General features: G+C 66.0%; 25 protein-coding genes. 15 read left to right on the forward strand and 10 right to left on the reverse strand.

Annotation, left to right across the window (positions count from 1 at the left end; translation table 11 throughout):
• Positions 1 to 4 precede the first annotated feature (4 nt).
• Positions 5 to 238 carry a phosphoribosylformylglycinamidine synthase subunit PurS gene (gene purS, locus AC1RM6_RS22930; protein ID WP_493105514.1) on the reverse strand — a complete coding sequence of 78 codons (234 nt, stop codon included), beginning with the start codon at positions 236 to 238 and terminating at the stop codon, positions 5 to 7.
• Between the two features lie 144 nt (positions 239 to 382).
• Between purS and AC1RM6_RS22935 the strand changes: the two genes are divergently transcribed.
• Positions 383 to 976 carry a hypothetical protein gene (locus tag AC1RM6_RS22935; RefSeq protein ID WP_493105515.1) on the forward strand — a complete coding sequence of 198 codons (594 nt, stop codon included), beginning with the start codon at positions 383 to 385 and terminating at the stop codon, positions 974 to 976.
• A gap of 34 nt (positions 977 to 1,010) precedes the next feature.
• On the opposite strand, the gene rpoD is transcribed toward AC1RM6_RS22935, so the two are convergent.
• From rpoD to AC1RM6_RS22955, 4 genes are all read right to left on the reverse strand, one after another.
• On the reverse strand, positions 1,011 to 3,050 hold the full coding sequence (gene rpoD / locus AC1RM6_RS22940; RefSeq protein ID WP_493105517.1) for an RNA polymerase sigma factor RpoD: 2,040 nt from the start codon (positions 3,048 to 3,050) through the stop codon (positions 1,011 to 1,013).
• A 38-nt stretch (positions 3,051 to 3,088) separates the two neighbouring features.
• Positions 3,089 to 4,969: a DNA primase gene (gene dnaG / locus AC1RM6_RS22945; protein ID WP_493105519.1), complete on the reverse strand. Its 1,881-nt coding sequence runs from the start codon at positions 4,967 to 4,969 to the stop codon at positions 3,089 to 3,091.
• A 1-nt stretch (position 4,970) separates the two neighbouring features.
• Positions 4,971 to 5,357, reverse strand: a complete 387-nt coding sequence (locus AC1RM6_RS22950; RefSeq protein WP_493105520.1) for a GIY-YIG nuclease family protein — start codon at positions 5,355 to 5,357, stop codon at positions 4,971 to 4,973.
• A 117-nt stretch (positions 5,358 to 5,474) separates the two neighbouring features.
• The gene (locus tag AC1RM6_RS22955) at positions 5,475 to 5,927 is read right to left on the reverse strand and encodes a GatB/YqeY domain-containing protein (protein WP_493105522.1); all 453 of its coding nucleotides are present in this window, start codon (positions 5,925 to 5,927) and stop codon (positions 5,475 to 5,477) included.
• Between the two features lie 142 nt (positions 5,928 to 6,069).
• On the opposite strand from AC1RM6_RS22955, the gene carA reads away from it, so the two are divergent.
• The 5 genes from carA to AC1RM6_RS22980 all read left to right on the forward strand — a co-directional run bounded on the left by carA (position 6,070) and on the right by AC1RM6_RS22980 (position 12,211).
• Positions 6,070 to 7,254, forward strand: coding sequence for a glutamine-hydrolyzing carbamoyl-phosphate synthase small subunit (gene carA / locus AC1RM6_RS22960; protein ID WP_493105524.1), 1,185 nt, complete (start codon positions 6,070 to 6,072; stop codon positions 7,252 to 7,254).
• Positions 7,251 to 7,679: a hypothetical protein gene (locus tag AC1RM6_RS22965; RefSeq protein WP_493105526.1), complete on the forward strand. Its 429-nt coding sequence runs from the start codon at positions 7,251 to 7,253 to the stop codon at positions 7,677 to 7,679. Before carA ends, AC1RM6_RS22965 begins: the two co-directional genes overlap by 4 nt.
• Complete coding sequence (carB, locus tag AC1RM6_RS22970; RefSeq protein ID WP_493105528.1) at positions 7,679 to 11,011, forward strand: carbamoyl-phosphate synthase large subunit; 3,333 nt, start codon at positions 7,679 to 7,681, stop codon at positions 11,009 to 11,011. Before AC1RM6_RS22965 ends, carB begins: the two co-directional genes overlap by 1 nt.
• 86 nt (positions 11,012 to 11,097) lie before the next feature.
• Entirely contained in the window at positions 11,098 to 11,571 is a 474-nt protein-coding gene (gene greA / locus AC1RM6_RS22975) for a transcription elongation factor GreA (RefSeq protein WP_493105530.1), read from the forward strand.
• Between the two features lie 13 nt (positions 11,572 to 11,584).
• Complete coding sequence (locus AC1RM6_RS22980) at positions 11,585 to 12,211, forward strand: rhomboid family intramembrane serine protease (RefSeq protein WP_493105532.1); 627 nt, start codon at positions 11,585 to 11,587, stop codon at positions 12,209 to 12,211.
• A 107-nt stretch (positions 12,212 to 12,318) separates the two neighbouring features.
• Here the strand turns inward: AC1RM6_RS22980 and AC1RM6_RS22985 are convergent, their stop codons facing one another.
• The 5 genes from AC1RM6_RS22985 to AC1RM6_RS23005 all read right to left on the reverse strand — a co-directional run bounded on the left by AC1RM6_RS22985 (position 12,319) and on the right by AC1RM6_RS23005 (position 15,106).
• Complete coding sequence (locus AC1RM6_RS22985) at positions 12,319 to 12,534, reverse strand: DUF4170 domain-containing protein (RefSeq protein WP_493105534.1); 216 nt, start codon at positions 12,532 to 12,534, stop codon at positions 12,319 to 12,321.
• Positions 12,535 to 12,713: 179 nt separating this feature from the next.
• On the reverse strand, positions 12,714 to 13,316 hold the full coding sequence (locus tag AC1RM6_RS22990) for an MlaC/ttg2D family ABC transporter substrate-binding protein (protein WP_493105536.1): 603 nt from the start codon (positions 13,314 to 13,316) through the stop codon (positions 12,714 to 12,716).
• Positions 13,317 to 13,421: 105 nt separating this feature from the next.
• Positions 13,422 to 13,838: a hypothetical protein gene (locus AC1RM6_RS22995; RefSeq protein ID WP_493105538.1), complete on the reverse strand. Its 417-nt coding sequence runs from the start codon at positions 13,836 to 13,838 to the stop codon at positions 13,422 to 13,424.
• Positions 13,835 to 14,593 (reverse strand): phage holin family protein, encoded by a 759-nt coding sequence (locus AC1RM6_RS23000; RefSeq protein ID WP_493105540.1) that lies wholly within the window; start codon positions 14,591 to 14,593, stop codon positions 13,835 to 13,837. Before AC1RM6_RS23000 ends, AC1RM6_RS22995 begins: the two co-directional genes overlap by 4 nt.
• A gap of 3 nt (positions 14,594 to 14,596) precedes the next feature.
• A complete protein-coding gene (locus AC1RM6_RS23005; RefSeq protein WP_493105542.1) occupies positions 14,597 to 15,106 on the reverse strand; it encodes a hypothetical protein in 510 nt (169 codons plus the stop codon).
• A 160-nt stretch (positions 15,107 to 15,266) separates the two neighbouring features.
• Between AC1RM6_RS23005 and eno the strand changes: the two genes are divergently transcribed.
• The 9 genes from eno (at position 15,267) to AC1RM6_RS23050 (ending at position 25,776) form a co-directional block, all read left to right on the forward strand.
• Positions 15,267 to 16,550, forward strand: coding sequence for a phosphopyruvate hydratase (gene eno / locus AC1RM6_RS23010; RefSeq protein ID WP_493105544.1), 1,284 nt, complete (start codon positions 15,267 to 15,269; stop codon positions 16,548 to 16,550).
• A 232-nt stretch (positions 16,551 to 16,782) separates the two neighbouring features.
• Entirely contained in the window at positions 16,783 to 17,091 is a 309-nt protein-coding gene (locus tag AC1RM6_RS23015; protein WP_493105546.1) for an FtsB family cell division protein, read from the forward strand.
• 180 nt (positions 17,092 to 17,271) lie between these two features.
• The gene (pdhA, locus tag AC1RM6_RS23020) at positions 17,272 to 18,279 is read left to right on the forward strand and encodes a pyruvate dehydrogenase (acetyl-transferring) E1 component subunit alpha (protein ID WP_493105775.1); all 1,008 of its coding nucleotides are present in this window, start codon (positions 17,272 to 17,274) and stop codon (positions 18,277 to 18,279) included.
• Position 18,280: 1 nt separating this feature from the next.
• Positions 18,281 to 19,717, forward strand: a complete 1,437-nt coding sequence (locus AC1RM6_RS23025) for a pyruvate dehydrogenase complex E1 component subunit beta (RefSeq protein WP_493105548.1) — start codon at positions 18,281 to 18,283, stop codon at positions 19,715 to 19,717.
• A 250-nt stretch (positions 19,718 to 19,967) separates the two neighbouring features.
• A complete protein-coding gene (locus tag AC1RM6_RS23030) occupies positions 19,968 to 20,465 on the forward strand; it encodes a response regulator (RefSeq protein WP_493105550.1) in 498 nt (165 codons plus the stop codon).
• The gene (locus AC1RM6_RS23035; RefSeq protein ID WP_493105777.1) at positions 20,462 to 21,136 is read left to right on the forward strand and encodes a squalene/phytoene synthase family protein; all 675 of its coding nucleotides are present in this window, start codon (positions 20,462 to 20,464) and stop codon (positions 21,134 to 21,136) included. The genes AC1RM6_RS23030 and AC1RM6_RS23035 overlap by 4 nt, the downstream gene beginning before the upstream one ends.
• Before the next feature lie 90 nt (positions 21,137 to 21,226).
• Entirely contained in the window at positions 21,227 to 21,676 is a 450-nt protein-coding gene (locus AC1RM6_RS23040) for an EF-hand domain-containing protein (protein ID WP_493105552.1), read from the forward strand.
• A 150-nt stretch (positions 21,677 to 21,826) separates the two neighbouring features.
• A complete protein-coding gene (locus AC1RM6_RS23045) occupies positions 21,827 to 24,136 on the forward strand; it encodes a TonB-dependent receptor (protein ID WP_493105553.1) in 2,310 nt (769 codons plus the stop codon).
• The gene (locus AC1RM6_RS23050; RefSeq protein ID WP_493105555.1) at positions 24,136 to 25,776 is read left to right on the forward strand and encodes an alkaline phosphatase D family protein; all 1,641 of its coding nucleotides are present in this window, start codon (positions 24,136 to 24,138) and stop codon (positions 25,774 to 25,776) included. Before AC1RM6_RS23045 ends, AC1RM6_RS23050 begins: the two co-directional genes overlap by 1 nt.

A 25,776-nucleotide genomic window follows, 5' to 3' on the forward strand; every position in this document is an offset into this window, starting at 1 on the left:
GGCCTCAGGCCCCCCGTTCGATGCGGAAATTCTCGATCACGGTGTTGGCGAGCAGCTTCTTGCACATCGCCTCGATGTCGGCGTCGCTGACCGCATCGTCATGGTCGAGCTCGATCAGCTTGCCGGCGCGCACATCGTTGACGCCGGAAAAGCCCAGGCCGTCCAAAGCATTGTGGATGGCCTTGCCCTGCGGGTCGAGCACGCCGCCCTTCAGGGTAACATAGACGCGGGTTTTCATCGCGGCCTCATATCTGGGAAACTGGCGCCCCTATGGCGCGGGCTCGGGTCGGGGGCAAGGCTCTTGAACCGAATGTGCGCAAGGTCACGGCCCGATGGCGCGAATCGCGCCATGAAGATGCGGTCGATGAGCAAGGAGGCAGGCATGACTGCGATCACCATATTGGATAAGGCGATACCGGTCAGTTTCGAAGGCGATATCAGCGCGGCCGACCGCGACCGGATCAGCGATGCCCTGGTGGAGATGACCGCGCTGATCGACATGAAGCGGCCGTGGGATCCGCGCTATGCCGCCGCTTATACCGGCCTGAAGGGGATCGTGTTCTTCGCCGGCGAGATATTGGTCAACCAGCATCTGATGAGCCGGCCGTGCTGCGACGAGGACGACGCGATCTTCTACTGGGAGGCGGCCGAGTTCCTGCAGAATATGGAACCCGATCTCCACGCGCACACGCTGTTCCACGATTGCTGGCATGTCGTGCAGTTCAACGCCACCCACCGCTTCGCGACGCCGGGCAACGAGCAGATCGAGCGCGAGGTCGACGCGATCACCCACCAGATCGCGGTCGCCGAGCATCTCGGCGCCAAGCAATATGAGATCGATTTCCTGCGGAGCTTCTGCAACGCCCAGTCGCTCGGCCTGCGGATCGCCGAGGGCGTCGACGACGGCAAGATGCTGGCGGACGGCAAGCAGGTGCGGATGGCGGCGCGCGACAACCGGGCGGTCGCGACGGCCTGACGTAAAAAGGGCGGACCGAAGCCCGCCCTTGATCTTACTGGTCGAGGAAGCTGCGCATCTTGCGGCTGCGGCTCGGATGCTTGAGTTTGCGGAGCGCCTTTGCCTCGATCTGGCGGATACGCTCGCGGGTCACGCTGAACTGCTGGCCGACCTCCTCGAGGGTGTGGTCGGTGTTCATGCCGATGCCGAAGCGCATGCGCAGCACGCGCTCCTCGCGCGGGGTCAGGCTGGCGAGGACCCGGGTCACGGTCTCCTTGAGGTTCGCCTGGATCGCCGCGTCGACCGGGATGATCGCATTCTTGTCCTCGATGAAGTCGCCGAGATGCGAATCCTCCTCGTCGCCGATCGGCGTTTCGAGGCTGATCGGCTCCTTGGCGATCTTCATCACCTTGCGGACCTTCTCGAGCGGCATCGACAGCCGCTCGGCCAGCTCTTCCGGGGTCGGCTCGCGGCCGATCTCGTGGAGGATCTGGCGGCTGGTCCGCACCAGCTTGTTGATCGTCTCGATCATGTGGACCGGGATACGGATCGTGCGCGCCTGGTCGGCGATCGAGCGGGTGATCGCCTGGCGGATCCACCAGGTCGCATAGGTGCTGAACTTGTAGCCGCGGCGATATTCGAACTTATCGACCGCCTTCATCAGGCCGATATTGCCTTCCTGGATGAGGTCGAGGAACTGCAGGCCGCGGTTGGTATATTTCTTGGCGATCGAGATCACGAGCCGCAGATTGGCCTCGACCATCTCCTTCTTGGCGATGCGCGCCTCGCGCTCGCCCTTCTGGACCATGTTGACGATGCGCCGGAACTCGACCAGCGCCATGCCGGTCGCCTGGGCGATCTCGCTGATCTCGGCGCGGATGCGTTCGACCGCATCGCCTTCGTTGGTGACGAACGCCGCCCATTTCTTGTCGATCGAGCCGACCTTGTCGAGCCAGCCTTCTTCGAGCTCATGGTTCACATAGCGATCGAGGAAGTCCTTGCGCGGCACCTTGTGGCGCTCGGCGAGGCGCAGCATCTGGCCGCCCAGCGTGGTCAGGCGCCGGTTGAACGAATAAAGCTGGTCGACCAGATATTCGATCTTCGCGCCGTGGAACTGGACGCTCTCGACCTCGGCGGTGAGCTGCTCGCGCAGTTCCTGATAGCGTTCTTCCTCGCGGCTCGGGAAATCGTCGCCGACGCTGAGCGTCGCGAGCCGCTGGCCCTGGACGTTCGAGAAGCTCTTGTAGAGGTCGGTGATGGTCGCGAACTTCTCGAGCGCCATCGGCTTGAGCTGTTCCTCCATCTGCGCGAGGCTGAGGGTATTGTCCTCGTCCTCGTCGTCCGACGGACGCGGCGCGCGCCGCTCGGTCATCGACTCTTCGTCGTCGCCGTCGGCGACAGCCTCTTCCTCGGGCTCTTCTTCTTCCTTGAAGGTCGGGCCGGTGCTGGTCTCGGAGATTTCGCCGCTATCGTCCTCGGCGCCCTCGACCTGCTCGGCGGTCGGGCCCTTCGAGAGCATCGCGTCGAGATCGAGGATCTCGCGCAGCTGCATCGTGCCTTCGTTGAGCGCGGTCGACCATTCGATGATCGCGTTGAAGGTGATCGGCGATTCGCACAGGCCGAGGATCATCGTGTCGCGGCCGGCTTCGATGCGCTTGGCGATCGCGATCTCGCCTTCGCGGCTGAGCAGCTCGACCGCGCCCATCTCGCGCAGATACATCCGCACCGGATCGTCGGTACGGTCGATCGTTTCCTTCTTGGCGGTCGCGGCGAGCGCGGGGGCGGCTTCGCCCTCGCCATCGTCGGCGGAGGCCTCGTCGGCACCGCTGTCGTCGTCGGGCTGGCCGTCTTCGCCCGAATCCTCGTTGTCGACGATGTTGACGCCCATCTCGTTGAGCGCGGACATCACGTCTTCGAGCTGATCCGAGGACATCTGGTCCTGTGGCAGCGCTTCGTTGAGCTGGTCGTAGGTGATGTAGCCCTTGCGCTTCGCGCGGGCGATCAGCTTCTTGAGCGAGGCTTCGTTCAGATCGATGAGGGGAGCGTCACCTCCGGTCCCTTCGTCACCACTCTCGCCACCATTCGTCTTCGCCATCTAGGACACGCCCTCAATCAAATCGTCCGGCATCACAATCAGATGCCTTGGTCGTCCTCGCCTTCGGCCAGGTCGACAAGCCTTTGTTCCGCCGCGTTCCTTGCCTTTTGCAGCCGCTGCTGCTCGGCAAATCCCGCCTCATCCGTCGCCGCACTAGCCCTTACGGTCGCCTCTTTCAGCGCCGCATCGAGCATTGGCAGTGCCGCCAAGGCCTCGATGGCCGCCGATAGATCGCGCATAGCACGCTCATGATCGGCATTGCCGCGCAAAAATGAAAAGGCAAGTCCGTTCGTCGTCTGCAGCTCCTTCGCTACGACCCCAAGACCCGCATCGACCAATATGGTCTGCAGATCGGCGCTTTCAAGGCGGGTGGCGCCGAAGGCGGCGTCGATCGCGGTCGCGCGCACGCTTTCGAGCCGCGGATCGCCGAACACCAGCCGGCCGATCGCGTCGCTGTTGGCGGCGATCAGCGCGGGATAGCGGATCAGCCCGGCCAATATCGCCCGGCCCATCATCCGGTCGATGCCCGACTGGCGGACCGCGTGAGTCGCGGCGAGCGGCGGCCCGGGTTCGGGGCGCCAGGGCTGGCCGGGGCGGCGCTGCTGGCCGGGGCGGCCCGCCGGGCGCGGGGTGAAGGGGCGATCGAAGCGCTGGCGCGGCTGGGCTGCGAACAGCGCGTCGAAGCGGTTGCGGAACTCCTGCTGATATTGTTCGCGCACGTCGCGATCGGCGATCGTCGCGGCGAGATCGCCCAGCCGCTTGCGCAGGCCCGCCCGCGACTCGGGGGTGGTGAGCGGCTCGGCCTCATGCTCGCTGCGCCAGAGCAGCTCGTCGAGGCTGATCCGGTCGGCGAGCACCGCCTCGAACGCGGCGGCGCCGCCGATGGCGACCAGATCGTCGGGATCCTGCCCGCCCGGCAGCAGGGCGAAGCGCAGGGTGCGGCCGGGGGCGATCATCGGCAATGCGCGGTGGGCGGCGCGGACCGCGGCCTTCTGGCCCGCCTTGTCGCCGTCGAAGCAGAGGATCGGGATATCGTCCATCCGCCACAGCCGTTCGAGCTGGCCCTCGGTCAGCGCGGTGCCGAGCGGCGCGACCACCTCGTCGATGCCGGCCTTGGCGAGCGCGATCACGTCCATATAGCCTTCGACGACGATCACCCGGCCGGCCTTGCGCGCGGCCGGGCCGGCGCGGTCGTGATTGTAGAGGGTGCGGCCCTTGTCGAAGAGCACCGTCTCGGGCGAGTTCAGATATTTGGGCTCGCCCTCGCCGATGATCCGCCCGCCGAAGCCGATCACCCGGCCGCGCTGGTCGCGGATCGGGATCATCAGCCGGCCGCGGAACCGGTCATAGGGTTCCTTGTCCTCGACCTGGATCAGCAGCCCGGTATCGACCAGCTTGTCGACCCCCTGCTTGGCCAGCGCGGTCTTTAGCTTGCCGCGCGAATCGGGGGCGAAGCCGAGACCGAAGGCGCGCGCCAGCTTGTCGCCGATCCCGCGCTTTTGGACATAGGCGCGCGCCTGGGCGCCCTCGATGCCGCCAAGCTGTTCCTCGAACCAGATTTGCGCGGCGGCGGTGACGTCGTGCAGGGTGGACTGGCGCTCGGCGCGCTCGGCGGCCTTGGGATCGGGGGCGGGCACGTCCATGCCGGCGGCGGCGGCCAGTTCCTTGACCGCATCCATGAACGGCAGGCCCTTGGCCTCGGTCAGGAACCGGATCGCGTCGCCATGCGCGCTGCACCCGAAGCAGTGGTAGAAGCCCTTGTCGTCGTTGACGTAGAAGCTCGGCGACTTCTCGTTATGGAACGGGCAGCAGGCCTTATATTCGCGGCCGGCCTTCTGCAGCTTCACCGACTTGCCGATCAGCGTCGACAAGGTGGTGCGGGCGCGGAGCTCGTCGAGGAAGGCGGGAGTGAGGGACATCTTAGGTGTCGCAGTCGGCGCGCGGTGTCTCGACTACGCTCGACACGAACGGCTTTTTCGAATTTTCGCCCCCCTTTCCGTTCGTGTCGAGCGAAGTCGAGACACGTTCCGCAGGTGGTCGAGCAAAAAACGACACGCTTTTCCAATCTCCGTGAATCAACGCTTCCTTCTTCGCCCGGGACCAGGCCTTGATCCGCAGTTCAGCTTCCAGCGCCTCGATCCGCGTCGGACAATATTCCTGCCACGCGAGTTCGACGGGGCGCCTTCGCGAGGTGAAGTCGCAAAAACCACCCGCATGATGCTCGGCTATCCTGCGATCGAGATCGTCGGTGTGGCCGGTATAGAAGCGGCCGTCCGAGCATCGCAGCATATAGACCCAGAACGCCATCGATCGAGATTGCTATAGCGACCGCTCAGAGTCGATAACGCGTGTAGCGTGTCTCGACTGCGCTCGACACGAACGGACGAAAAGGAGCCCCTCCCTCGGCAGGGAGGGGGCTTTAGTTCAGCCCAGCCGCGCCTTCACCAGGCCGCTGGCCTTGGCGAAATCCATCTGGCCGGCGTGGCGCTCCTTGAGCGCGGCCATCACCTTGCCCATGTCCTTGACCGAGCTCGCGCCGATCTCGGTCGCGATCGCGTCGATCGCGGCCTTGGCTTCGTCCTCGCTCATCTGCGCGGGCAGGAAGCGTTCGATCACCGCGACCTCGGCGGCCTCGGCGTCGGCGAGTTCGGGGCGGTTGCCCTTCACATACATGTCGATCGATTCGCGGCGCTGCTTGATCATCTTCTGCAGCACTTCGGTGATCAGCAGATCGTCGTCGGGCTGGGTGGTCGCGGTGCGCAGTTCGATATCGCGATTCTTGACCGACGACTGGATCAGCCGGATCGCGTTGGTGGTCGTCGTGTCGCGCGCCTTCATGGCGACGACGAGCGCCGTCTTGATATCGTCTCGAATCATGGGATGCCTGTCGGAACTGGATCGGAAAGCGGAGCCGATAGCATGGCGGGAAGCTTTTTAATAGAATTGACCCTGCCGCATGTGGTGCCTAGTTACGCCGCCGTTTGCCCAGCACTCGAACCGATATAGGAGCGCCCCGCCAGTGGCCGAAACCGATCACGCGCGTCTGACACCCCCCGAGGGCGCAACGGGCGTATTGGTGTTGAGTTCTCCGGGCTCCGACCAGCCGACCATCGTCTGGGGCCGCGGTTTCGGGGCCGAGGGCGACGCGGTCGGCGAGGTGTGCTTCAACACCGCGATGACCGGCTATCAGGAGGTGATGACCGATCCCTCCTATGCCGGGCAGATCATCGCCTTCACCTTCCCGCATATCGGCAATGTCGGCACCAACCCCGAGGATATCGAGGCGATCAACCCGCACGCGCTGGGCATGATCGTGCGCGAGGACGTCACCGATCCGGCGAGCTTCCGCAGCACCCAGCATCTCGACGGCTGGCTCAAGGCCAATGGCCGGATCGGCCTGTCGGGGATCGACACCCGCGCGCTGACCCGGGCGATCCGGATCGGCGGCGCCCCCAACGGGGTGATCGCTTTTTCGGCCAAAGGGCAGTTCGACGTCGCCGCGCTGATCGAGAAGGCGAAGAGCTGGCCCGGGCTCGAGGGCATGGACCTCGCCAAGGAGGTCTCGGCGACCCAGAGCTACAGCTGGAGCGACGGGCTGTGGACGCTCGGCGAGGGCTATGATGTCGACGCGGTCGCGCCCGGCGCGCCGCATGTCGTCGCAATCGATTTTGGGCTGAAGCGCAACATCCTGCGCAACCTCGTCGCCGCCGGCGCGCGGGTGACGGTGGTGCCCGCGACCGCGAGCTTCGACGAGATCATGGCGCACGAACCCGACGGCGTCTTCCTGTCGAACGGTCCGGGCGATCCGGCCGCGACCGGCGTCTATGCGGTGCCGGTGATCCAGCAGCTGCTCGAAATCGGCAAGCCGATCTTCGGTATCTGCCTGGGCCACCAGATGCTCGGCCTCGCGGTCGGCGCGAAGACCTTCAAGATGCACCAGGGCCATCGCGGCGCGAACCATCCGGTCAAGCGCACCGACGACGGCCGGGTCGAGATCACCAGCATGAACCATGGCTTCGCGGTCGACACCGACTCGCTGCCGGCCAATGCCGAGGCGACCCATGTCTCGCTGTTCGACGGTTCGCTCGCCGGGCTGCGGCTGACCGACAAGCCGGCGTTCAGCGTCCAATATCATCCCGAGGCGAGCCCGGGTCCGCAGGACAGCCATTATCTGTTCGAGCAGTTCGTGAGCCAGCTTCGGTGAAGCTCACCGCCCGGCGCCTGTGGCTCGGCGTGACGATCGCGATCGTCGCGTGGCAGGTCGTGAGCGCATTCCGCTATCCCGACACGCTGTACGGCACCGGTTCGGCCTGGGTCTGCATCCCCGGCACCTATTATGCGCATAGCGAGCAGGAATCGAACGGCTACAGCTATCCGAACGAGGCGCAGATCGCCCGCGAGGCCAGCGTCATGTCCTATTACGGTCCCGATCGCACCGTCGAGCAGCTGCGCACCGCCGCCGCGGGCAAGCTGACCAAGGAAGAATTCAAGACGGTCGACTATTTCGGCTGCACGACCTGGTTTTACCTGATCAAGCGCATCTTCTACGGTCTGCTATGGTCGCTGCTGGCCGGCATCGTCCTGCTGCTGCTGCGCCGGCTGGCCCCCAATCTCGGAAAAGAGCAATAATGCCCAAACGCACCGACATCTCCTCGATCCTGATCATCGGCGCCGGGCCGATCGTCATCGGCCAGGCCTGCGAGTTCGATTATTCGGGGACGCAGGCGTGCAAGGCGCTGCGCGAGGAGGGCTATCGCATCATCCTCGTCAATTCGAACCCGGCGACGATCATGACCGATCCGGACATGGCCGATGCGACCTATGTCGAGCCGATCACGCCGGAGATCGTCGCGCGGATCATCGAGAAGGAGCGCCCCGATGCGGTGCTGCCGACGATGGGTGGCCAGACCGCGCTCAACACCGCGCTGGCGCTGTTCAACGACGGCACCCTCGAAAAATATGGCTGCCAGATGATCGGCGCCGATGCCGAGGCGATCGACAAGGCCGAGGACCGGATGAAGTTCCGCCAGGCGATGGACAAGATCGGTCTCGAAAGCCCGCGCTCCGAAGTCGCGCACAGCGTCGACGAGGCGCTGCGCGCGCTCGATTATGTCGGGCTCCCGTCGATCATCCGCCCGAGCTTCACGATGGGCGGCACCGGCGGCGGCATCGCCTACAACAAGGACGAGTTCGTCAAGATCGTCACCGGCGGCCTCGACGCGTCGCCGACCACCGAAGTGCTGATCGAGGAATCGGTGCTCGGCTGGAAGGAATATGAGATGGAGGTCGTCCGGGACCGGAACGACAACTGCATCATCATCTGCTCGATCGAGAATGTCGATCCGATGGGGGTCCACACCGGCGATTCGATCACCGTCGCGCCCGCGCTGACGCTGACCGACAAGGAATATCAGATCATGCGCAACGCCAGCATCGCGGTGCTGCGCGAGATCGGCGTCGAAACCGGCGGATCGAACGTCCAGTTCGCGGTCAACCCGGTCGACGGCCGGTTGGTGGTGATCGAGATGAACCCGCGCGTGTCGCGCTCGTCGGCGCTCGCGTCAAAGGCGACCGGCTTCCCGATCGCCAAGGTCGCCGCCAAGCTGGCGGTCGGCTATACGCTCGACGAGATCATGAACGACATCACCGGCGCGACCCCGGCGTCGTTCGAACCGACGATCGACTATGTCGTCACCAAGATCCCGCGCTTCGCGTTCGAGAAGTTCAAGGGCGCCGAGCCGTTGCTGTCGACCGCGATGAAGTCGGTCGGCGAGACGATGGCGATCGGCCGCAACATCCATGAATCGATGCAGAAGGCGCTGCGCGGGCTCGAGACCGGGCTGGTCGGCTTCAACATCGTCGATGCCCTGAAGGGCGCGCCCAAGGCCGAGATCGAGGCCGAACTGGCGCGTGCGACCCCCGACCGGCTGCTGGTCGCGGCGCAGGCGCTGCGTGAAGGCCTGACCGTCGCCGAAATCCACCGCATCGCCAAGTTCGAGCCTTGGTTCCTCGACCGCCTCGCCGAGATCGTCGCCGCCGAACAGGGCGTCTGCCGCGACGGCCTGCCCAACGACGCTGCCGGCCTGCGCCGGCTCAAGGCGATGGGTTTCTCCGACAAGCGGCTCGCCTGGCTGGCACTGCAGTCGGGCAATGTCGCCGGCATGAGCCGCGAGCAGGCGCGCGGATCGGGGATCGTCCACGACGCGCTCAAGGCGATGACCGGCGGCATCACCGAAAAGGAGGTGCGCGCGCTCCGCCACAAGCTCGGCGTGCGTCCGGTGTTCAAGCGGATCGATACCTGTGCGGCCGAGTTCGATGCGAAGACGCCCTATATGTACTCGACCTACGAGGCGCCGAGCTTCGGCGAGCCCGAGTGCGAGTCGAAGCCCACCGATCGCGAAAAGATCGTGATCCTCGGCGGCGGTCCCAACCGGATCGGCCAGGGCATCGAGTTCGACTATTGCTGCTGCCACGCCTGCTTCGCGCTCGGCGACGCGGGCTATGAGACGATCATGGTCAACTGCAATCCGGAAACGGTGTCGACCGACTACGACACCTCGGACCGGCTCTATTTCGAGCCGCTGACCGCCGAGGACGTGCTCGAGATCCTCCATGTCGAGATGTCGAACGGCACCCTCAAGGGGGTCATCGTCCAGTTCGGCGGCCAGACCCCGCTCAAGCTCGCGCAGGAGCTTGAGGACGCCGGCATTCCGATCCTCGGCACCTCGCCCGACGCGATCGACCTTGCCGAGGATCGCGAGCGCTTCGCGGCGCTGGTGACCGACCTCAAGCTGCTCCAGCCGCGCAACGGCATCGCCCGCAGCCGCGAGGAGGCGCTCGCCGTCGCCGAGCGGGTCGGCTATCCGGTGCTGATGCGGCCGTCCTATGTGCTCGGCGGCCGGGCGATGGAGATCGTCGAGGATCCCGCGCAGCTCGAACAATATATCACCACCGCGGTCCAGGTGTCGGGCGACTCGCCGGTGCTGATCGACCAATATCTGCGCGACGCGATCGAGGTCGATGTCGACGCGATCTGCGACGGCGACGATGTCGTGGTCGCGGGCGTGCTCCAGCATATCGAGGAAGCCGGCGTCCATTCGGGCGACAGCGCCTGCTCGCTGCCGCCGTACAGCCTGTCGGCCGAGGTCGTCGACCGGATCAAGGTCCAGACCGACAAGCTGGCGCGCGCGCTGATGGTGCGCGGCCTGATGAACATCCAGTTCGCGGTCAAGGACGACGCGATCTACCTGATCGAGGTCAATCCGCGCGCCAGCCGCACCGTGCCGTTCGTCGCCAAGGCGATCGGCGCGCCGATCGCCAAGATCGCCGCACGGGTGATGGCGGGCGAGAAGCTCAAGGATCTGCCGAAGATCGATCTCGACATCGCCCATATCGCGGTCAAGGAAGCGGTCTTCCCGTTCGCGCGCTTCCCCGGCGTCGATCCGGTGCTGAGCCCCGAGATGAAATCGACCGGCGAGGTGATGGGGATCGACAGCGATTTCGCGACCGCCTTCGCCAAGGCGCAGCTTGGCGCGGGCACCAAATTGCCGCTGTCGGGCAAGGCGTTCGTGTCGGTGAAGCCCAGCGACAAGCCGTATATCCTGCCGGCGGTGCGCCAGTTGATCGATCTCGGTTTCACCATCCTCGCGACCAGCGGCACCGCCGACTATCTGCGCGAGCATGGGCTCGCCGTCGAAAGCGTGCTCAAGAAGCGCGAGGGCCGGCCGAACATCGTCGACCGGATCAGCGACGGCGATGTCGACCTGATCTTCAACACCACCGAGGGCTGGCAGTCGCTGCTCGACTCGAAGGCGATCCGCACCACGGCGCTCTACGGGCGGGTTCCCTACTTCACCACCGCGGCCGCTTCGGTCGCGGCGGCGCAGGCGATTGCGTCGCTTCGGGAGCGCAAGCTTGAAGTACGGGCGCTCCAGTCCTATTATTCAGCTTCGCACGCCTGAATCCCCCAATCGTGAGATAGTTGCGGGCGGCCCCGACAAGGGGCTGGCCGGGGTTCAGGAATTTTGACGAAGGGGTTTTGCGGACGATGAGCGTTGAGAAGCTGCCGATGCTGGCGGAGGGCTACCAGACCCTGACCCAGGAATTGTCGCGCCTCAAAATCGAGCGTCCGCTGATCATCGATGCGATCGAGGAAGCGCGTGCGCATGGCGACCTTTCGGAAAATGCCGAATATCATGCGGCCAAGGAGCGCCAGGGCCAGGTCGAGGCGACGATCTCGGATATCGAGGACCGGCTGAGCCGCGCGCAGATCATCGATCCGCGCGACCTGTCGGGCGACAAGATCGTGTTCGGCGCGACCGTCACCCTGCTCGACGACGACGACAAGCCGATCCGCTACCAGATCGTCGGCCAGACCGAGGCGAACGCCAAGGACGGCAAGATCAGCTACAACTCGCCGCTCGGCAAGGCGCTGATCGGCAAGAAGGTCGACGACGACATCGAACTGACGGTGCCGTCGGGCGATCGTTTCTACACGGTGTCGAAGATCGAGTTCATCTGATCGGCGCGCTTCGATGAAGATGCCGCAGGCCCGGACCACCGTCGCGATCGCGGTCGCCGCGGCGGCGACGTGGCTGCTGCTGGCGGCGACCGGCTATGATGCGAGCGCCGACATCATCGGCGGCTTCATCCCGGCGCGGGTGAGCGGCTTCGAGGTCGTCGGCGCGCTGCCGGTGTGGATCACGCCGCTGTCGGCGACGATGCTCCATGGCAGCCTCGTCCATCTCGCCTTCAACATGCTGATGTTCGTCTATTGCGGACAGGCGGTCGAACGCGCGCTGGGCTGGGTCGGTACGGCGATCCTGTTCGTGGTCGGCGCCTATGCCGCCGCTGCCGCGCAATATGGGCTCAACCCGTTCGACATGTCGCCGATGATCGGCGCGAGCGGCGCGATCTCGGCGATATTCGGCGCCTATGCGCTGCTGTTCGGCCGCCCACGCGGTTTCGCCGGCCATCCGCGGATCGCCTTCGCGCTCAATCTTCTGTGGCTGGCGGTGGCGTGGATCGGCGTCCAGATGCTGATCGGTTTCGCCAGTGCGGGGACCGGCTTCGCGATCGCGATCGGCGCCCATGTCGGCGGCTTCCTCGCGGGTCTCGTGCTCGCGCGACCGCTGCTGCTGTTCCGCTATCGCCACGCCTGAGTGTCTCGTCATCCCGGGCTTGACCCGGGATCTCACTTTTTCCTCGGCCGACCAAAGGCAGGGAGATCCCGGGTCAAGCCCGGGATGACGATGAAGAGGCCTTCCGATCAGATCGTGTCGGGCTCGAGCAGCTTGTGCAGATGCACGACCACATATTTCATCTCGGCGTCGTCGACGGTGCGCTGGGCGGCGCTGCGCCAGGCATCCTCGGCCGTCTTGTAATTCTCGTAGAAGCCGACGACGTCGATCTTCGTCAGGTCCTCGAAATCGAGGCCCTGCGGATCCTTGACCCGGCCACCGAACACCAAATGCATCTTGCTCACGCTTACCTCCGATCAGGCTCCGGATCCGTTCGGGCCGTGCGGCCCGATCGCTGAGGCGATCTCTAGAGCGGTTTGGCCGCCGAGGAAATCGTTCGCAGGCCCGAAAAACCCGGAAAAACGACGAAGCCGGTGCAGGCTGGGACCCACACCGGCTTTCATCGGTCGATTATGCGAAGCGTTTAGGCGCGCGACTTCATTATCGCGATCAGGCCGTCGATGCCCTTGCGCTGGATGATCGCGTCGAAATCCTGGCCTTGGGTCACCGCGAGGTTGATATTGGCGACGGTCAGGTTGGTGACCTTGAAGGCGCCGCCGACCTGCGCGACCGACCAGACCGCGGTGATCGGCTGGGCGCCGGGCTTCTGGACCTGGGTGGTGACGTTGAAGCCGCTGCCCGCGGGGACGGTGCGGATCACCTTCATCGTCGCATTGGCATAATCGTAGAGATTGTCCGAATAGGTGCCGATGATGAAGGTCGGGATCGCGGCCTTGTAGGCGGCCTTCTGTTCGGGCGTGATCTGGTTGGCCCAGCGGCGGATCAGCCGTTCGCCGATCGCGTCGATCGCGAAATGCTGCGACAGGAGTTCGCGGAACTTGGCGCGCACCGCATTCTTGTTGCCGGTCTTGAGCACGCCGAAGGATTCGGATCCCAGCGACGAGATGAAGGTCGCGGCATCCTGGTTGGCGACCACCGCGGCGGTTGCGGGTGCGGTCGCGAGCGGGGCCGCGAACGAGGTCGCGATCAGGGCGGCGCTGCCCAATGAAAACATCAGCTTCTTCATGTCATTCTCCGAACATGGCCGGCCTCCACGGGCCGGCCATCCTTGTGATCCTGTTGGCAGACAGGCGGTGAACCGGGCTTGAACCAGCCGTTCACCGCCGGTCGGTCAGGCCTTGGCCTTGACCGCCTCGACCGCGGCGGTGCCGGCGGTCTCGGCGACCTGTGCCAGCGATTCGATCAGCTTGCCGACCTGCTTGCCGGCGGCATCGGTCGAGACGCCGAGTTCGTCGAGCTTGCCGGCGCCGGCGTCGCGCGCGGCGGTGAAGGCCGATCGGGCGCGATCGTTGATCTGGCCGCCGATCCCGCCGAGCAATTCCTCTTCCTTCTTCGTCTTCGGCAGCAGCGCGCCGACCAGCGCGCCGGCGACGATGCCGCCGACCAGCGCCGCGACCGGGAAGCCGTCGACGCTCTCGCTCGCCTTGGCCTTCGCCTTGTCGAGGCTGGCGCGGGCGGCGTCGCTCGCTTCGTGCAATTTGGTGCCGGCGAGCGTCGCGGCGCGCTCGGCGCTATCCTTCACGGTCATGACGTCTTCTCCTCGTCAGTGCGGGGAAGCGCCCGGGGACGGGCGCCTTGGGTCGGGTAACTCTTTCCCTGCGATCCGGTTGCGCCGGTCTTGCCGGCGGCGCGCAATGCCGCCTTGGCGAGCGGGCCGCGGAACAGCAGCGCGGCCGACAGGGCGATCGCGGCGAAGGTCCTGAACGGCCGGAAACGCAGCGCATTGACCGCGCGGTGCGCGATCTTCTGGCCCTGGTCGAGCGCATCGTCGAGGAGGTCGGCCATCAGCGTCTGCGGGCTCAGCCGCTGCTGCGCCTCGCCGACGGTTTCGGCCAGCCGCGCGCGCGCGACTTGCGACCGGGCGCGGGCGCGGGCGAACAGCTCGTCGACCGACAGCAGCGCGGTGCGCCTTTTTTCCTCGCTGTTCTTGTCGTCCCGCTGGGCATCGTCGTCGATGATCAGCGACAGTCGGCGCAGGCCGAAACGGATCGCGATGCCGGCGGCGGCGAAGCCGATCAGCGCGGCGACCGCGGCGCCCGGAAAGGGGCCGATGATCGGGCCCAGCGCGAAGGCGATCGAGATCAGCAGCACCACCGCGGCGGCCTGCGCCATGATCGCGCCGCCGATGCACAGCGCCACACCCAGCTTGGCGCGGCTGATCCGGCGATAGAAATCGACCCGGAACAGCGCCAGTTCATTGGTGATGAGCCCGCGGCCATCCTCGATCAGGCGGGAAAAGAGCTCGCCGATCGATTCCTGGTCCTGGGGTCCCCTTTCGCTCAAGGCTCAGGCCGTGGGCGCGGGATCGGTGCTGTCGGAGCCCTTGTCCGCAGGAGCCTTCTCGGCGGCGGCCGCCGCCGGTGCGGTGGCGGCGTCGAAGCCGGCCTTGACCACCCGCGCGACGACGAAGCCGACCGCGGCGGCGGCGGCGATCGCGATCGCCGGGCTTGACCGGATCGCATCGCGACCGGCGTCGAAGATATCGTCGGCATCCTTCTCGCGCAGCGTATCGGCGAAGCCCGAGACCGCCTCGGCAGCCTGGCGGACATAGCCGCCATATTGCTCGCCGAGCTTCTCGTCGATCTGCGCGGCAGCATCGCTCACCAGCGACGCGACATTGTCGAGCGCGTCGACGGTGCGGTCCTTGCCCTGACCGGTATATTCGCGCGCCTTGGCGCCGGCCTGCTCGCTGAAGCCCGCGGTTGCCGATTTGAGGCTGTCGAAGACACCGTCGAAGGCCGAGCTCTTTGCGCCGCTATCGCCGCTGCCCTGATTGTCGGGGGTATCGAGCGCCATGTCGTTCGTCTCCGTGCTGGAAGCCAATTTCACGTCAACAACCAAGTGGGGCGAGGACCGTTCCTTTTCCAGCCCCGTAACGACATCATAATTGCCTATCCCGGCGGTCGCGGATAGAGCCCGCTCATCCGATCGTCCACCAGAAAGGTCCGCATCCGAAATGACTGCCATCATCGAGGTCCATGCCCGCCAGATCATCGACAGCCGCGGCAATCCCACCGTCGAGGTCGACGTCCTGCTGGAGGACGGCAGCCTCGGCCGCGCCGCAGTCCCGTCGGGCGCGTCGACCGGCGCCTATGAGGCGGTCGAGAAGCGCGACAACGACAAGAGCCGCTGGCTGGGCAAGGGCGTCGGCCTCGCGGTCGAGGCGGTCAACGGCGAGATCGCCGAAGCGATCGTCGGCCTCGATGCCGAGGACCAGAGCGAGATCGACGGCCGCATGATCGAACTCGACGGCACCCCGAACAAGGCCCGGCTCGGCGCCAATGCGATCCTCGGCGCCAGCCTGGCGGTGGCCAAGGCCGCGGCCGATGCGCGCGGCCTGCCGCTCTACCGCTATGTCGGCGGGGTCCAGGCGCAGACGCTGCCGGTGCCGATGATGAACATCATCAACGGCGGCATGCATGCCGACAACCCGATCGACTTCCAGGAATTCATGATCATGCCGGTCGGCGCGGATTCGATCGTCGAGGCGATCCGCTGCGGTTCGGAGATCTTCCACACGCTCAAGAAGGCGCTCCACGACAAGGGCCTCGCCACCGCGGTCGGCGACGAGGGCGGCTTCGCCCCGAACCTCGCCAGCGCCCCCGACGCGCTCGACTTCATCATGCAGTCGATCGAGAAGGCCGGCTACAAGCCCGGCGAGGATGTGGTGCTCGCGCTCGATTGCGCCGCGACCGAATTCTTCAAGAACGGCGTCTATGATTTCGAAGGCGAGGGCGTGAAGCGCTCGCCCGCCGAAATGGCCGCCTATCTTGCCGATCTGTGCGCGCGCTATCCGATCGTGTCGATCGAGGACGGCATGGGCGAGGATGATTTCGAAGGCTGGAAGATCCTGACCGACCAGATCGGCGGCAAGGTCCAGCTGGTCGGCGACGATCTGTTCGTCACCAACCCGAAGCGGCTGGCGCAGGGCATCAAGGACGGGCTCGCCAACTCGCTGCTCGTCAAGGTCAACCAGATCGGCACGCTCAGCGAGACGCTCGAAGCGGTGACGATGGCGCAGCGCGCGGGCTATACCGCGGTGATGTCGCACCGTTCGGGCGAGACCGAGGATTCGACGATCGCCGATCTCGCGGTCGCGACCAACTGCGGCCAGATCAAGACCGGCTCGCTCGCGCGGTCGGACCGGCTCGCCAAATATAACCAGCTGATCCGGATCGAGGAGCAGCTCGGACCGGTCGCTTATTATGCCGGCCGCCAGGCGCTCAAGGCGCTGCGCTGACATAGATCCTCCCTGGGCGTAGCGCGGGGAGGGGGACCGGCGCAGCCGGTGGAAGGGTAAACCTCTCCACCGGTGCCAAGGTTCGACTGTCGGAAAACCCCTCCACCAGCTTCGCTGGTCCCCCTCCCCATCTGCGATGGGGAGGATCTTTCCCGATCCCTTTGGCGAATCGTGCCTCGGCGCGTCGCAAAAAGGCTTGCTACGCGAGTCATTTAGTGATTCTGCTGTCGGGATGGCACGCCTCCCCCTCTTCCAGATGGCGCGTTCCGCCGCGGTGCCGGCGGTCGCGATCCTGATCATCGGTTATTTCGCCAGTTCGGCGATCCTGGGCCAGAACGGCATCCTCGCGCTGGGCGGCTACAAGCAGCAGCTCAAGGCGAAGAGCGAGGCGTTGAAAGCCGCGCAGGCGTATCGCGATACGCTGCGCCATCGCGCGCAACTGCTCGACCCCAATCATGTCGATGCCGATTATGGTGACGAGATCGTCCGGAAAACAACCGGACAGGTTCGTCCCGACGAGGTTATCCTCCCGCGCGACTGATTCTTGCGCAAGTTTGTTGCGAAGCGCGAAGGGCGGCGCCTATAACGGGCGCTCCCCATTGTTCCCCCAGAGGAGCCACCCGCTTTGGCAAGATCCGCACAGCCGCGCGCAGCGTCGAAAAGCGCGCCGCGCAAAGCCCCCGCCAAGGCTGCGGCCGCAGCACCCGCTGCCGGCCCCGCCATTCCGAATCGCGAACGTCCGGCCGAGCCCGAGCGTTACCAGGCCTCGAAGGAGGAGATGCTCGAATTCTACCGGCAGATGCTGCTCATCCGTCGGTTCGAGGAGAAAGCGGGCCAGCTTTACGGCCTCGGCCTGATCGGCGGTTTCTGCCATCTCTACATCGGCCAGGAAGCGGTCGCGGTCGGGCTGCAGTCGGCGCTCGAGGTCGGCCAGGACTCGGTGATCACCGGTTACCGCGACCATGGCCATATGCTCGCTTATGGCATCGACCCGAAGCTGATCATGGCCGAACTGACCGGCCGCGCCGAAGGCATCAGCCGCGGCAAGGGCGGATCGATGCACATGTTCTCGGTCGAGCACCGTTTCTACGGCGGCCATGGCATCGTCGGGGCGCAGGTCAGCCTCGGCACCGGCCTGGCCTTCAAGCATAAATATTCGGGCGATGGCGGCGTCGCCATGGCCTATTTCGGCGACGGGGCCTCGAACCAGGGCCAGGTCTATGAAAGCTTCAACATGGCCGAGCTGTGGAAGCTTCCGATCATCTTCGTGATCGAGAACAATCAATACGCAATGGGCACCAGCGTCAATCGCTCGTCGGCCGAGGATCAGCTATATCGCCGGGGCGAAAGCTTCCGCATCCCGGGCATCCAGGTCGACGGCATGGACGTGCTCGCGGTCCGCGGCGCGGCCGAGCGCGCGGTTGAATGGGTGCGGGGCGGCAAGGGGCCGATCCTGCTCGAGCTCAAGACCTATCGCTATCGCGGCCATTCGATGTCCGATCCGGCCAAGTACCGGTCGCGCGACGAGGTCCAGTCGGTGCGCGACAAGTCCGATCCGATCGACCATCTCAAGCGCGAGCTCGAGGCCGTCGGGGTCAAGGAAGAGGATCTCAAGGCGCTGGAGAAGGACATCCGCGCGATCGTCGCCGATGCCGCCGCCTTCGCCGAGGAGTCGCCCGAGCCGGACGCCTCCGACCTCTACACCGACGTGCTTGTGGGACAATATTGACATGCCCGTTGAACTGAAGATGCCGGCGCTTTCCCCGACGATGGAGGAAGGCACCCTTGCCAAATGGCTCGTCAAGGAAGGCGATGTCGTCAAATCGGGCGATATCCTCGCCGAGATCGAAACCGACAAGGCGACGATGGAATTCGAGGCGGTCGACGAGGGCACCATCGCCCAGATCGTGGTTCCTGAAGGCGCCGCCAATGTGAAGGTCGGCGCGGTGATCGCGCTGATCGCCGAGGAAGGCGAAGACGCGTCGGCCGCCAAGGCGCCTGCACCCAGGCAGGAGCCCGAGGTCGCCGCGAAGGCCGAGGAGAAGCCCGCCGCCGAACCCGAGGCGGCCGCGGCCCCCGCGCCCGAATCGGCCACCCCGCACAAGATGGAGACCGCCGCCCGCGCGTTGGTCGCCAATGTCGCTGACACCGTCGACGCGCCGGAGATGCCCGAGGGCACCGAACTGGTGAAGACCACGGTGCGCGAGGCGCTGCGCGACGCGATGGCCGAGGAGATGCGCGCCGACGGCGACGTGTTCGTGATGGGCGAGGAAGTCGCGCAATATCAGGGGGCCTACAAGGTCACCCAGGGGCTGCTCGACGAATTCGGCGACAAGCGCGTGATCGACACCCCGATCACCGAATATGGCTTTGCCGGCATCGGCACGGGCGCGGCGATGGGCGGGCTCAAGCCGATCGTCGAGTTCATGACCTTCAACTTCGCGATGCAGGCGATCGACCACATCATCAATTCGGCGGCGAAGACCAACTATATGTCGGGCGGCCAGATGCGCTGCCCGGTGGTGTTCCGCGGCCCGAACGGCGCCGCGGCGCGCGTCGGTGCGCAGCATAGCCAGAATTACGCGCCCTGGTATGCCAGCGTCCCCGGCCTGATCGTGATCGCGCCTTATTCGGCGGCCGACGCCAAGGGCCTGCTGAAGGCGGCGATCCGCTGCCCCGACCCGGTCGTCTTCCTCGAGAACGAACTGCTCTACGGGCAGAGCTTCGACGTGCCCAAGCTCGACGATTATGTCCTGCCGATCGGCAAGGCGCGGATCGTCCGGGAAGGCGCCGACGTCACCCTGGTGAGCTATTCGATCGGGGTCGGCGTCGCGCTCGAGGCGGCGAAGAAGCTCGAAGCCGAAGGCATCGACGCCGAGGTGATCGACCTGCGCACGCTGCGTCCGCTCGACAAGGCGACCGTGCTCAAGAGCCTTGCCAAGACCAACCGCATGGTCGTGATCGAGGAAGGCTGGCCGGTCTGCTCGATCGCGTCGGAGATCATCTCGATCGTGATGGAGGAAGGCTTCGACGATCTCGACGCCCCGGTCCGTCGCGTGACCAACGAGGATGTGCCGATGCCTTATGCGGCCAATCTCGAAAAGCTGGCGCTGCTCAATGTCGATCAGGTCATCGAGGCGGCGAAGTCGGTCTGCTACAAGGGCTGACGCCTTTTGCTGCAGCGGCCCCTGCGATATTGCGGGGGTTCGCGACCTGACATTTCTGATAGGCTTGCCGATCTGATGCCGGCCCCATCCGCCTGCGGACGGGCCGGCATCGCTTTTTGTTGATTTTCCGTGACTTCCGAGTCGGCCGATGATTGTATCGGCTCGGAAATCATCCAAGAGAATCACCCAGTCCTGCACCAGGGAAGGGCGCAGCATGCGGAATCGGCCTTTTGTGCAAGATGGCGACATCATGTTGCTCGATCGTTCGACCCTGTTGGCGGTGCTGCGCGAATGCGGGACGCTGACCTTCGCCTCGGACGTCGTCCGGCCCGCGGCGCGGCCGGGCGCGCAGCGGCAGGGGGTCGATGCCGACGGCTTCGAGGGGCGGCTGCTCTATGTCGAGGATAATGTCCGCATCGCCGAGATCACCGAGATGATGCTCGAGGATCTGGGGTTCGAGGTGACCTGGGCCGAAAGCGGCGAAGAGGCGCTCCAGCGCATCGACGATGCCCCCGAACCGTTCGACTTGGTGTTCAGCGACGTCGTGATGCCGGGGATCAGCGGGGTCGGTCTCGCCAAGCGGCTGGCGCGCGACTGTCCCGATCTGCCGGTGGTGCTGACCAGCGGTTTCAGCGCCGAACTGGTCGCGGGCTTCGGCAGCGAATTCGAGCTGCTCCAGAAGCCGTTCACGCGCGCCGCGCTGATCGACGTGCTGCGGCGCCATCTGGACCAGCGGCGCTCCCACTGACCGCCGACGACCTCGTCGACCCCGAGCGCCGGCTGGCGCTCGCTTATGCGCCCGCGGCCGTCCGGGACGCACTCGCGCTGATGTGGCTGCTCGACGAGCGGATGGGGGCGATCGTCGCCGCCGCGCGCGAGCCGGCGATCGGGGCGATGCGGCTGCTGTGGTGGCGCGACGCGCTCGAGGCGCTCGACCGCACCGAGGCCCCCGCCGAACCGCTGCTGGGGGCGCTGGCGCGCGAGGTGCTGGCGCGCGGGGTCGATGGCGCGACGCTGGCGGGGATCGAAGAAGGCTGGGCGGCGCTGCTCGATGACGAGGAGCCCGGCGACGAAGCGATCCTGCTGCACGCGCGTGCCCGTGGTGGCCGGCTGTTCGCGGCTTGCGCGACGCTGCTCGGCGGCCGGACCGACGGGATCGACGCCGCCGGCGAGGGCTGGGCGCTCGCCGATCTGGGCCACCGACTGCGCGACCCGCGTGCGCGCGGTTTTGCCCGAGGAGAAGCTGCTGCGCGACTGCGCGCTGTCGATCTCGCCCGCTGGCCTACCACGCTGCGACCACTGGGCCTGCTGGCGCTGCTGGCGCGACGCGACGCGGCGATGCCGGTCGGCGACGTCCGGCGCCAGGGGGCGCCGGGGCGGGTGTTGCGGGCGATGCTCTACGGGCTGACCGGGCGGTAGCGACAAGATCGATAACGGACCGATCCCTTCTGGCCGAATCGATCGCACATCATAGGATGGCCGCCGATCAACCATCGGGGAGGGGCATCTATGTGGCGATATCTGGCGGGCGGGGTCGCGGCGCTGCTGCTCGGCGTGGGCGGCATGCTGATCTGGCAGGGCGTCGGCGACAGGCCGAAGCTCGCGATCGGACCAGCGCCGGCGCATGCCGCCGAGGACCCGGTTTCGGCCCCGCCGGCGGCGACCGAGGCGACCCGCGAGGAGAAGCGCTTCAACCGCTACGACAAGGACCGCGACGGCACGGTCACCTCGGACGAATATCTCGCGGCGCGGCGCAAGGCCTATGCCAAGCTCGACGTCAACGGCGACGGCAAGCTCGACTTCGATGAATGGGCGGTCAAGGCAACCACCAAATTCGCCGGCGCCGACGCCGACAAGTCGGGCACGCTGACCGCCAAGGAGTTCGAGACGACCAAGGTGGTGCGCAAGGAGAAGGCGATCGTGCCGTGCAAACCGGCTGCGGACAGCGAGGAGTCGTAGCCGCAAAACATGGCGCCGATATCCGATCCGGGCCGGTGATTCTGAAGATATGACACTGAAAAATCTGAACTTTCATGATTGAGTCATGCATTAGACTCGGCTGATTCACGCGCGTCCTGCAGCAGCGCCCGAACACATCGGGGATAACGCATGACACGTCGCATCAGCCTTTTCGCTCTCCTGCTCGCCGGATGTTCGATATCGCCGGCATGGGCCCAGCCGGCGATGGCACCCGCCGACGCGGAGACGCCGGTCGAGAGCAACGACGAGGAAATCCTCGTCACCGCCCAGAAGATCGAACAACGCGCGATCGACGTGCCGATCACCATCTCGACCGCAAGCGCCAAGCGGATGCGCGACCTGGGCGTTTCCGATCTCGACGAGCTCTCCAACTATATCCCCGGGCTCAACATTCAGGAACAGAGCGCCAACAATCCCGGCATCGTCATCCGCGGGATCACCTCGGACAGCGGATCGGCCCAGCAGGCGGCGCGCGTCACCCTCTATTATAACGGCATCGACATATCGCGCTCGCGCGGATCCTATCAGGACATCTACGACGTCGAGCGCATCGAGGTGATCAAGGGCCCGCAGGCGACCCTGTTCGGCACCGCGTCGGCGGTCGGCGCGATCAGCATCATCTCCGCCCGGCCCAAGCCCGGCCTGTCGGGCGAAATATCGGCCAGCTACGGCAATTACGACGCCACCGTCCTGGCCGGCCATATCAACGCCGGGTCGGACAAGGTCGCGGGCCGGATCGCCTTCGCCTGGAAGAAGCGCGACGGCTATGTCGAGAATCTGTCGACGACGCAGGACGATCTCTACGCGCAGGACCAGCTGGGGATTCGCGGATCGCTGCGGCTGACGCCCAGCGAGGCGTTTACCGCCGACCTGATCCTGACCTATGACCGTCAGCGCAATTCGGGCACGCCGTTCATCTCGCTGGCGCTGCCGACGTCGCAGGGGCCCGGCAACCCGTTCGGCGCGGCGAATCTGAGCGGCTCGCCGCTGTCGGGATCGGTGCTGGGCGGCGACAAGCTTGGCCTCCACCGCGACGTCTACGACGCCAATCTGACGCTCAGCTGGGAGATCGCCGACGGTTGGACGCTGGCGATGGTCAACGGCTATCGCGATTTCGACAGCAACGAGGTGTTCGACGCCGACGGATCGGCGGCCTGGTATCTCGAGTTCGCGGAGAAGGCGGTCGGCTGGCAGGCCAGCCACGAAACCCGTTTCTCCTACGACAGCGAGCATTTCCGCGGATCGTTCGGCGGCAATCTGTTCCGCGAGAAAAATTATCAGCGCGTGCCCTTCTCGACCGAGGAGGGGACCTATCTGCAATGCGCGGCCCGGGTCGTTCCCGGCCTCGCCTGCATCGCGCCCAACGGCACGGTGACCGCCGCGGGCGCCACCGCGATCCTGACGCGGGGCGCCGCGACGGTCATCCCCTACCAGTCGATGTTCGAAAATCGCGGGAAGAGCGACAGCTACTCGATGTTCGCCGACGGCACCTGGATCCCGGTTCCGGCGGTCGAGGTGACCGCGGGTATCCGCGCGCTCATCGAAAAACGCCGTTCGGGCTATGTGACGAAGGTGCCCAATTCGGTGCTGACCGGTGCGCCGCTGGTCCCGGGCCAGGTCGACACCGGCGGACGGGTGTTCAGCACCGAGGACAGCTTCCAAGCCTTCCTGCCGCGCTTCAACATCCTCTACCATTTCTCGCCGAAGGTGAACGGGTTCGTCACCGTGTCGAAGGGGCGGCGCTCGCCGACGGTCAGCCTCGACGCGGTCCGCACCAATGGCGTGGTCGTGCCGCGCATCAACAATGTCGCCGAGGAGAATGTCTGGAATTACGAGGGCGGCCTGAAGGGCAGCTTCGGCATATTGTCGGGGTCGCTCGGCGTCTATTATCAGAAATACGACAATTTCCAGGTGAGCGTCGTCCAGTCGAACGGCGTCGCCCAGACCGTCAGCGCCGGTTCGGCGAGCAATCTCGGCGTCGAGGCCGAGGTCGCGCTGCAGCCGACCCGCTGGCTCAACCTGTTCGGCAATATCGGCTATATCGACGGCGGGATCGACGACAAGGCGGCCAATGGCCGGTTCGCCGGCAACCGCTTCCGCCTGCAGCCCGAGTTCCAGGGCGCGGCCGGCTTCACCATCGACATGCCGCTGTCGGAGGATATCCGCCTGTTCGCGACGCCGAGCGTCACCTATCGCAGCCGCATCTATTTCGAACTGCCGAACAACCCGCTGATCAGCCAGAAGGCGGTGACGCTGGTCAATCTGCGCGCGGGGATGAGCTTCTCCGACGACCGGATCGAGGTTGCGGCCTTTGCGCGCAACCTGACCAACCGCAACTACCTGCTCGACGCGGGCAATACCGGCGGTGGCTTCGGCATTCCGACCTATATCCCGGCCGAGCCGCGCTTCTACGGCCTCCAGTTGACCGGCCGCTTCTGATGGGTATCGCCATCGATCGCCGTCTGCTGATCAAGGCTGGGATGCTGGGGCTGGGGGCGCTGGCGATCCCCGGCGCCGCGCAGATCCTCGCGGGCAAGGGTTTCACCCATGGCATCGCCAGCGGCGAGCCATCGGCAAGCTCGGTGCTGCTGTGGACCCGTTATGTCGCGGCAGGCGACAGCAAGCTGCGCTGCGAAGTCGCCACCGACCGCGCGTTCAGGAAGGTCGCGGGCGGCGGCGACGTCGTCGCCCGGGGCGATGCCGACCACACCGCCAAGCTGGTCGTGAAGGGGCTGGAGGCGGGCCGCGTCTATTATTACCGCTTCGTCGCGCCCGACGGCGCGATCAGCCCGGTGGGTCGCACGCGGACCTTGCCGCAGGGCGATGTCGCCCGGTTCGGCATCGGCCTCTTTTCCTGTTCGAACCTGCCTTATGGCTGGTTCAACGCCTATGCCCATGCGGCGACCCGCGACGATCTCGACCTGATCGTCCATTGCGGCGACTATATCTACGAATATCCGATCGGCACCTATCCGACGCTGAAGGATGCGCTGCCCGGCCGGCTGATCCAGCCGAGCCACGAGATCGTGACGCTCGCCGACTATCGCCTGCGCTACGCGGCCTATCGGCTCGATGCCGACCTGCAGCGGCTGCATGCCGCCTTTCCGATGATCGCGCAGTGGGACGATCATGAACTGGCCAACGATGCCTGGAAGGACGGCGCCGAGAATCACCAGCCGGAAACCGAAGGCGACTGGTCGGTGCGCAAGGCGATCGCCGAGCGCGTCTATCGCGAGTGGATGCCGGTCTCCGACGAGACCTACAGCAGTTACCAGATCGGCACGCTGGCGACGCTGTTCCGGCCCGAAACCCGCGCGTCGGCGCGGATGAAGCAGCTGAGCGTCGGCGATGCGCTGGCCGGTCGCGGCGACCTGGCGAAGGCGCTGGCCGAATTTCGCGACGGGGCGTGGAGCGCACAGGACCGGACCCCGATGGGGATGGTCCAGGAGAAATGGCTCCATGACGGGCTGGCCGCCTCGACCCGCGCCGGCACCGGGTGGCAGATCCTCGCCCAACAGGTGGTGATGGGCAATGGCCGTTTCCCCGCCGAGGCGGCGAACTGGGCGCCGGCGACCGCCGAGATCGCCCGCAAGCGGCTGATGGCCGCGGTCGCCGCGTCGCAGGCGGGCCTGCCGTTCAACATGGACGCCTGGGACGGCTATCCGGCGGCGCGCGCGCGGCTCTACGATGCGGCGCTGGCGGCCGAGGCCAATCTGGTCGTCCTGTCCGGCGACAGCCATAATGCCTGGGGCTATGATCTGGGCGAGGGCGGCTTCGGCCAGGGCAAGTCCGACCGTGTCGGCGTCGAGTTTGGCGGACACAGCGTGACCTCGCCCGGTTTCGAGACCTATGCCCCCGGTATCGCGCCGGCCGAGGTCGCGCGCGAATTGCGCGCGGCGAACCCGGGCCTTGTCTTCTCCGACACCAGCCAGCGCGGCTATGTCTCGCTCGAGGTGACGCCCGCCGAGGTGGTGGGATCCTGGCACTTCACCAGCGACATCCGCACGCGATCGAGCGCGCTTGCGGGCACCCACAGCATGCGGGTGCGCCGCGGTCAGCGCCGGCTCGAAGAGCTCTGA

It is taken from the genome of Rhizorhabdus sp. GW822-FHT03C02, from assembly GCF_058801765.1.

What these genes read in the sequence shown, in the direction of transcription:
- purS (WP_493105514.1), bottom strand. Translation starts at nt 238, where the DNA reads ATGAAAACCCGCGTCTATGTTACCCTGAAGGGCGGCGTGCTCGACCCG.
- AC1RM6_RS22935 (WP_493105515.1), top strand. Translation starts at nt 383, where the DNA reads ATGACTGCGATCACCATATTGGATAAGGCGATACCGGTCAGTTTCGAA.
- rpoD (WP_493105517.1), bottom strand. Translation starts at nt 3,050, where the DNA reads ATGGCGAAGACGAATGGTGGCGAGAGTGGTGACGAAGGGACCGGAGGT.
- dnaG (WP_493105519.1), bottom strand. Translation starts at nt 4,969, where the DNA reads ATGTCCCTCACTCCCGCCTTCCTCGACGAGCTCCGCGCCCGCACCACC.
- AC1RM6_RS22950 (WP_493105520.1), bottom strand. Translation starts at nt 5,357, where the DNA reads ATGGCGTTCTGGGTCTATATGCTGCGATGCTCGGACGGCCGCTTCTAT.
- AC1RM6_RS22955 (WP_493105522.1), bottom strand. Translation starts at nt 5,927, where the DNA reads ATGATTCGAGACGATATCAAGACGGCGCTCGTCGTCGCCATGAAGGCG.
- carB (WP_493105528.1), top strand. Translation starts at nt 7,679, where the DNA reads ATGCCCAAACGCACCGACATCTCCTCGATCCTGATCATCGGCGCCGGG.
- greA (WP_493105530.1), top strand. Translation starts at nt 11,098, where the DNA reads ATGAGCGTTGAGAAGCTGCCGATGCTGGCGGAGGGCTACCAGACCCTG.
- AC1RM6_RS22980 (WP_493105532.1), top strand. Translation starts at nt 11,585, where the DNA reads ATGAAGATGCCGCAGGCCCGGACCACCGTCGCGATCGCGGTCGCCGCG.
- AC1RM6_RS22990 (WP_493105536.1), bottom strand. Translation starts at nt 13,316, where the DNA reads ATGAAGAAGCTGATGTTTTCATTGGGCAGCGCCGCCCTGATCGCGACC.
- AC1RM6_RS22995 (WP_493105538.1), bottom strand. Translation starts at nt 13,838, where the DNA reads ATGACCGTGAAGGATAGCGCCGAGCGCGCCGCGACGCTCGCCGGCACC.
- AC1RM6_RS23005 (WP_493105542.1), bottom strand. Translation starts at nt 15,106, where the DNA reads ATGGCGCTCGATACCCCCGACAATCAGGGCAGCGGCGATAGCGGCGCA.
- eno (WP_493105544.1), top strand. Translation starts at nt 15,267, where the DNA reads ATGACTGCCATCATCGAGGTCCATGCCCGCCAGATCATCGACAGCCGC.
- AC1RM6_RS23015 (WP_493105546.1), top strand. Translation starts at nt 16,783, where the DNA reads ATGGCACGCCTCCCCCTCTTCCAGATGGCGCGTTCCGCCGCGGTGCCG.
- AC1RM6_RS23025 (WP_493105548.1), top strand. Translation starts at nt 18,281, where the DNA reads ATGCCCGTTGAACTGAAGATGCCGGCGCTTTCCCCGACGATGGAGGAA.
- AC1RM6_RS23030 (WP_493105550.1), top strand. Translation starts at nt 19,968, where the DNA reads ATGTTGCTCGATCGTTCGACCCTGTTGGCGGTGCTGCGCGAATGCGGG.
- AC1RM6_RS23040 (WP_493105552.1), top strand. Translation starts at nt 21,227, where the DNA reads ATGTGGCGATATCTGGCGGGCGGGGTCGCGGCGCTGCTGCTCGGCGTG.
- AC1RM6_RS23045 (WP_493105553.1), top strand. Translation starts at nt 21,827, where the DNA reads ATGACACGTCGCATCAGCCTTTTCGCTCTCCTGCTCGCCGGATGTTCG.
- AC1RM6_RS23050 (WP_493105555.1), top strand. Translation starts at nt 24,136, where the DNA reads ATGGGTATCGCCATCGATCGCCGTCTGCTGATCAAGGCTGGGATGCTG.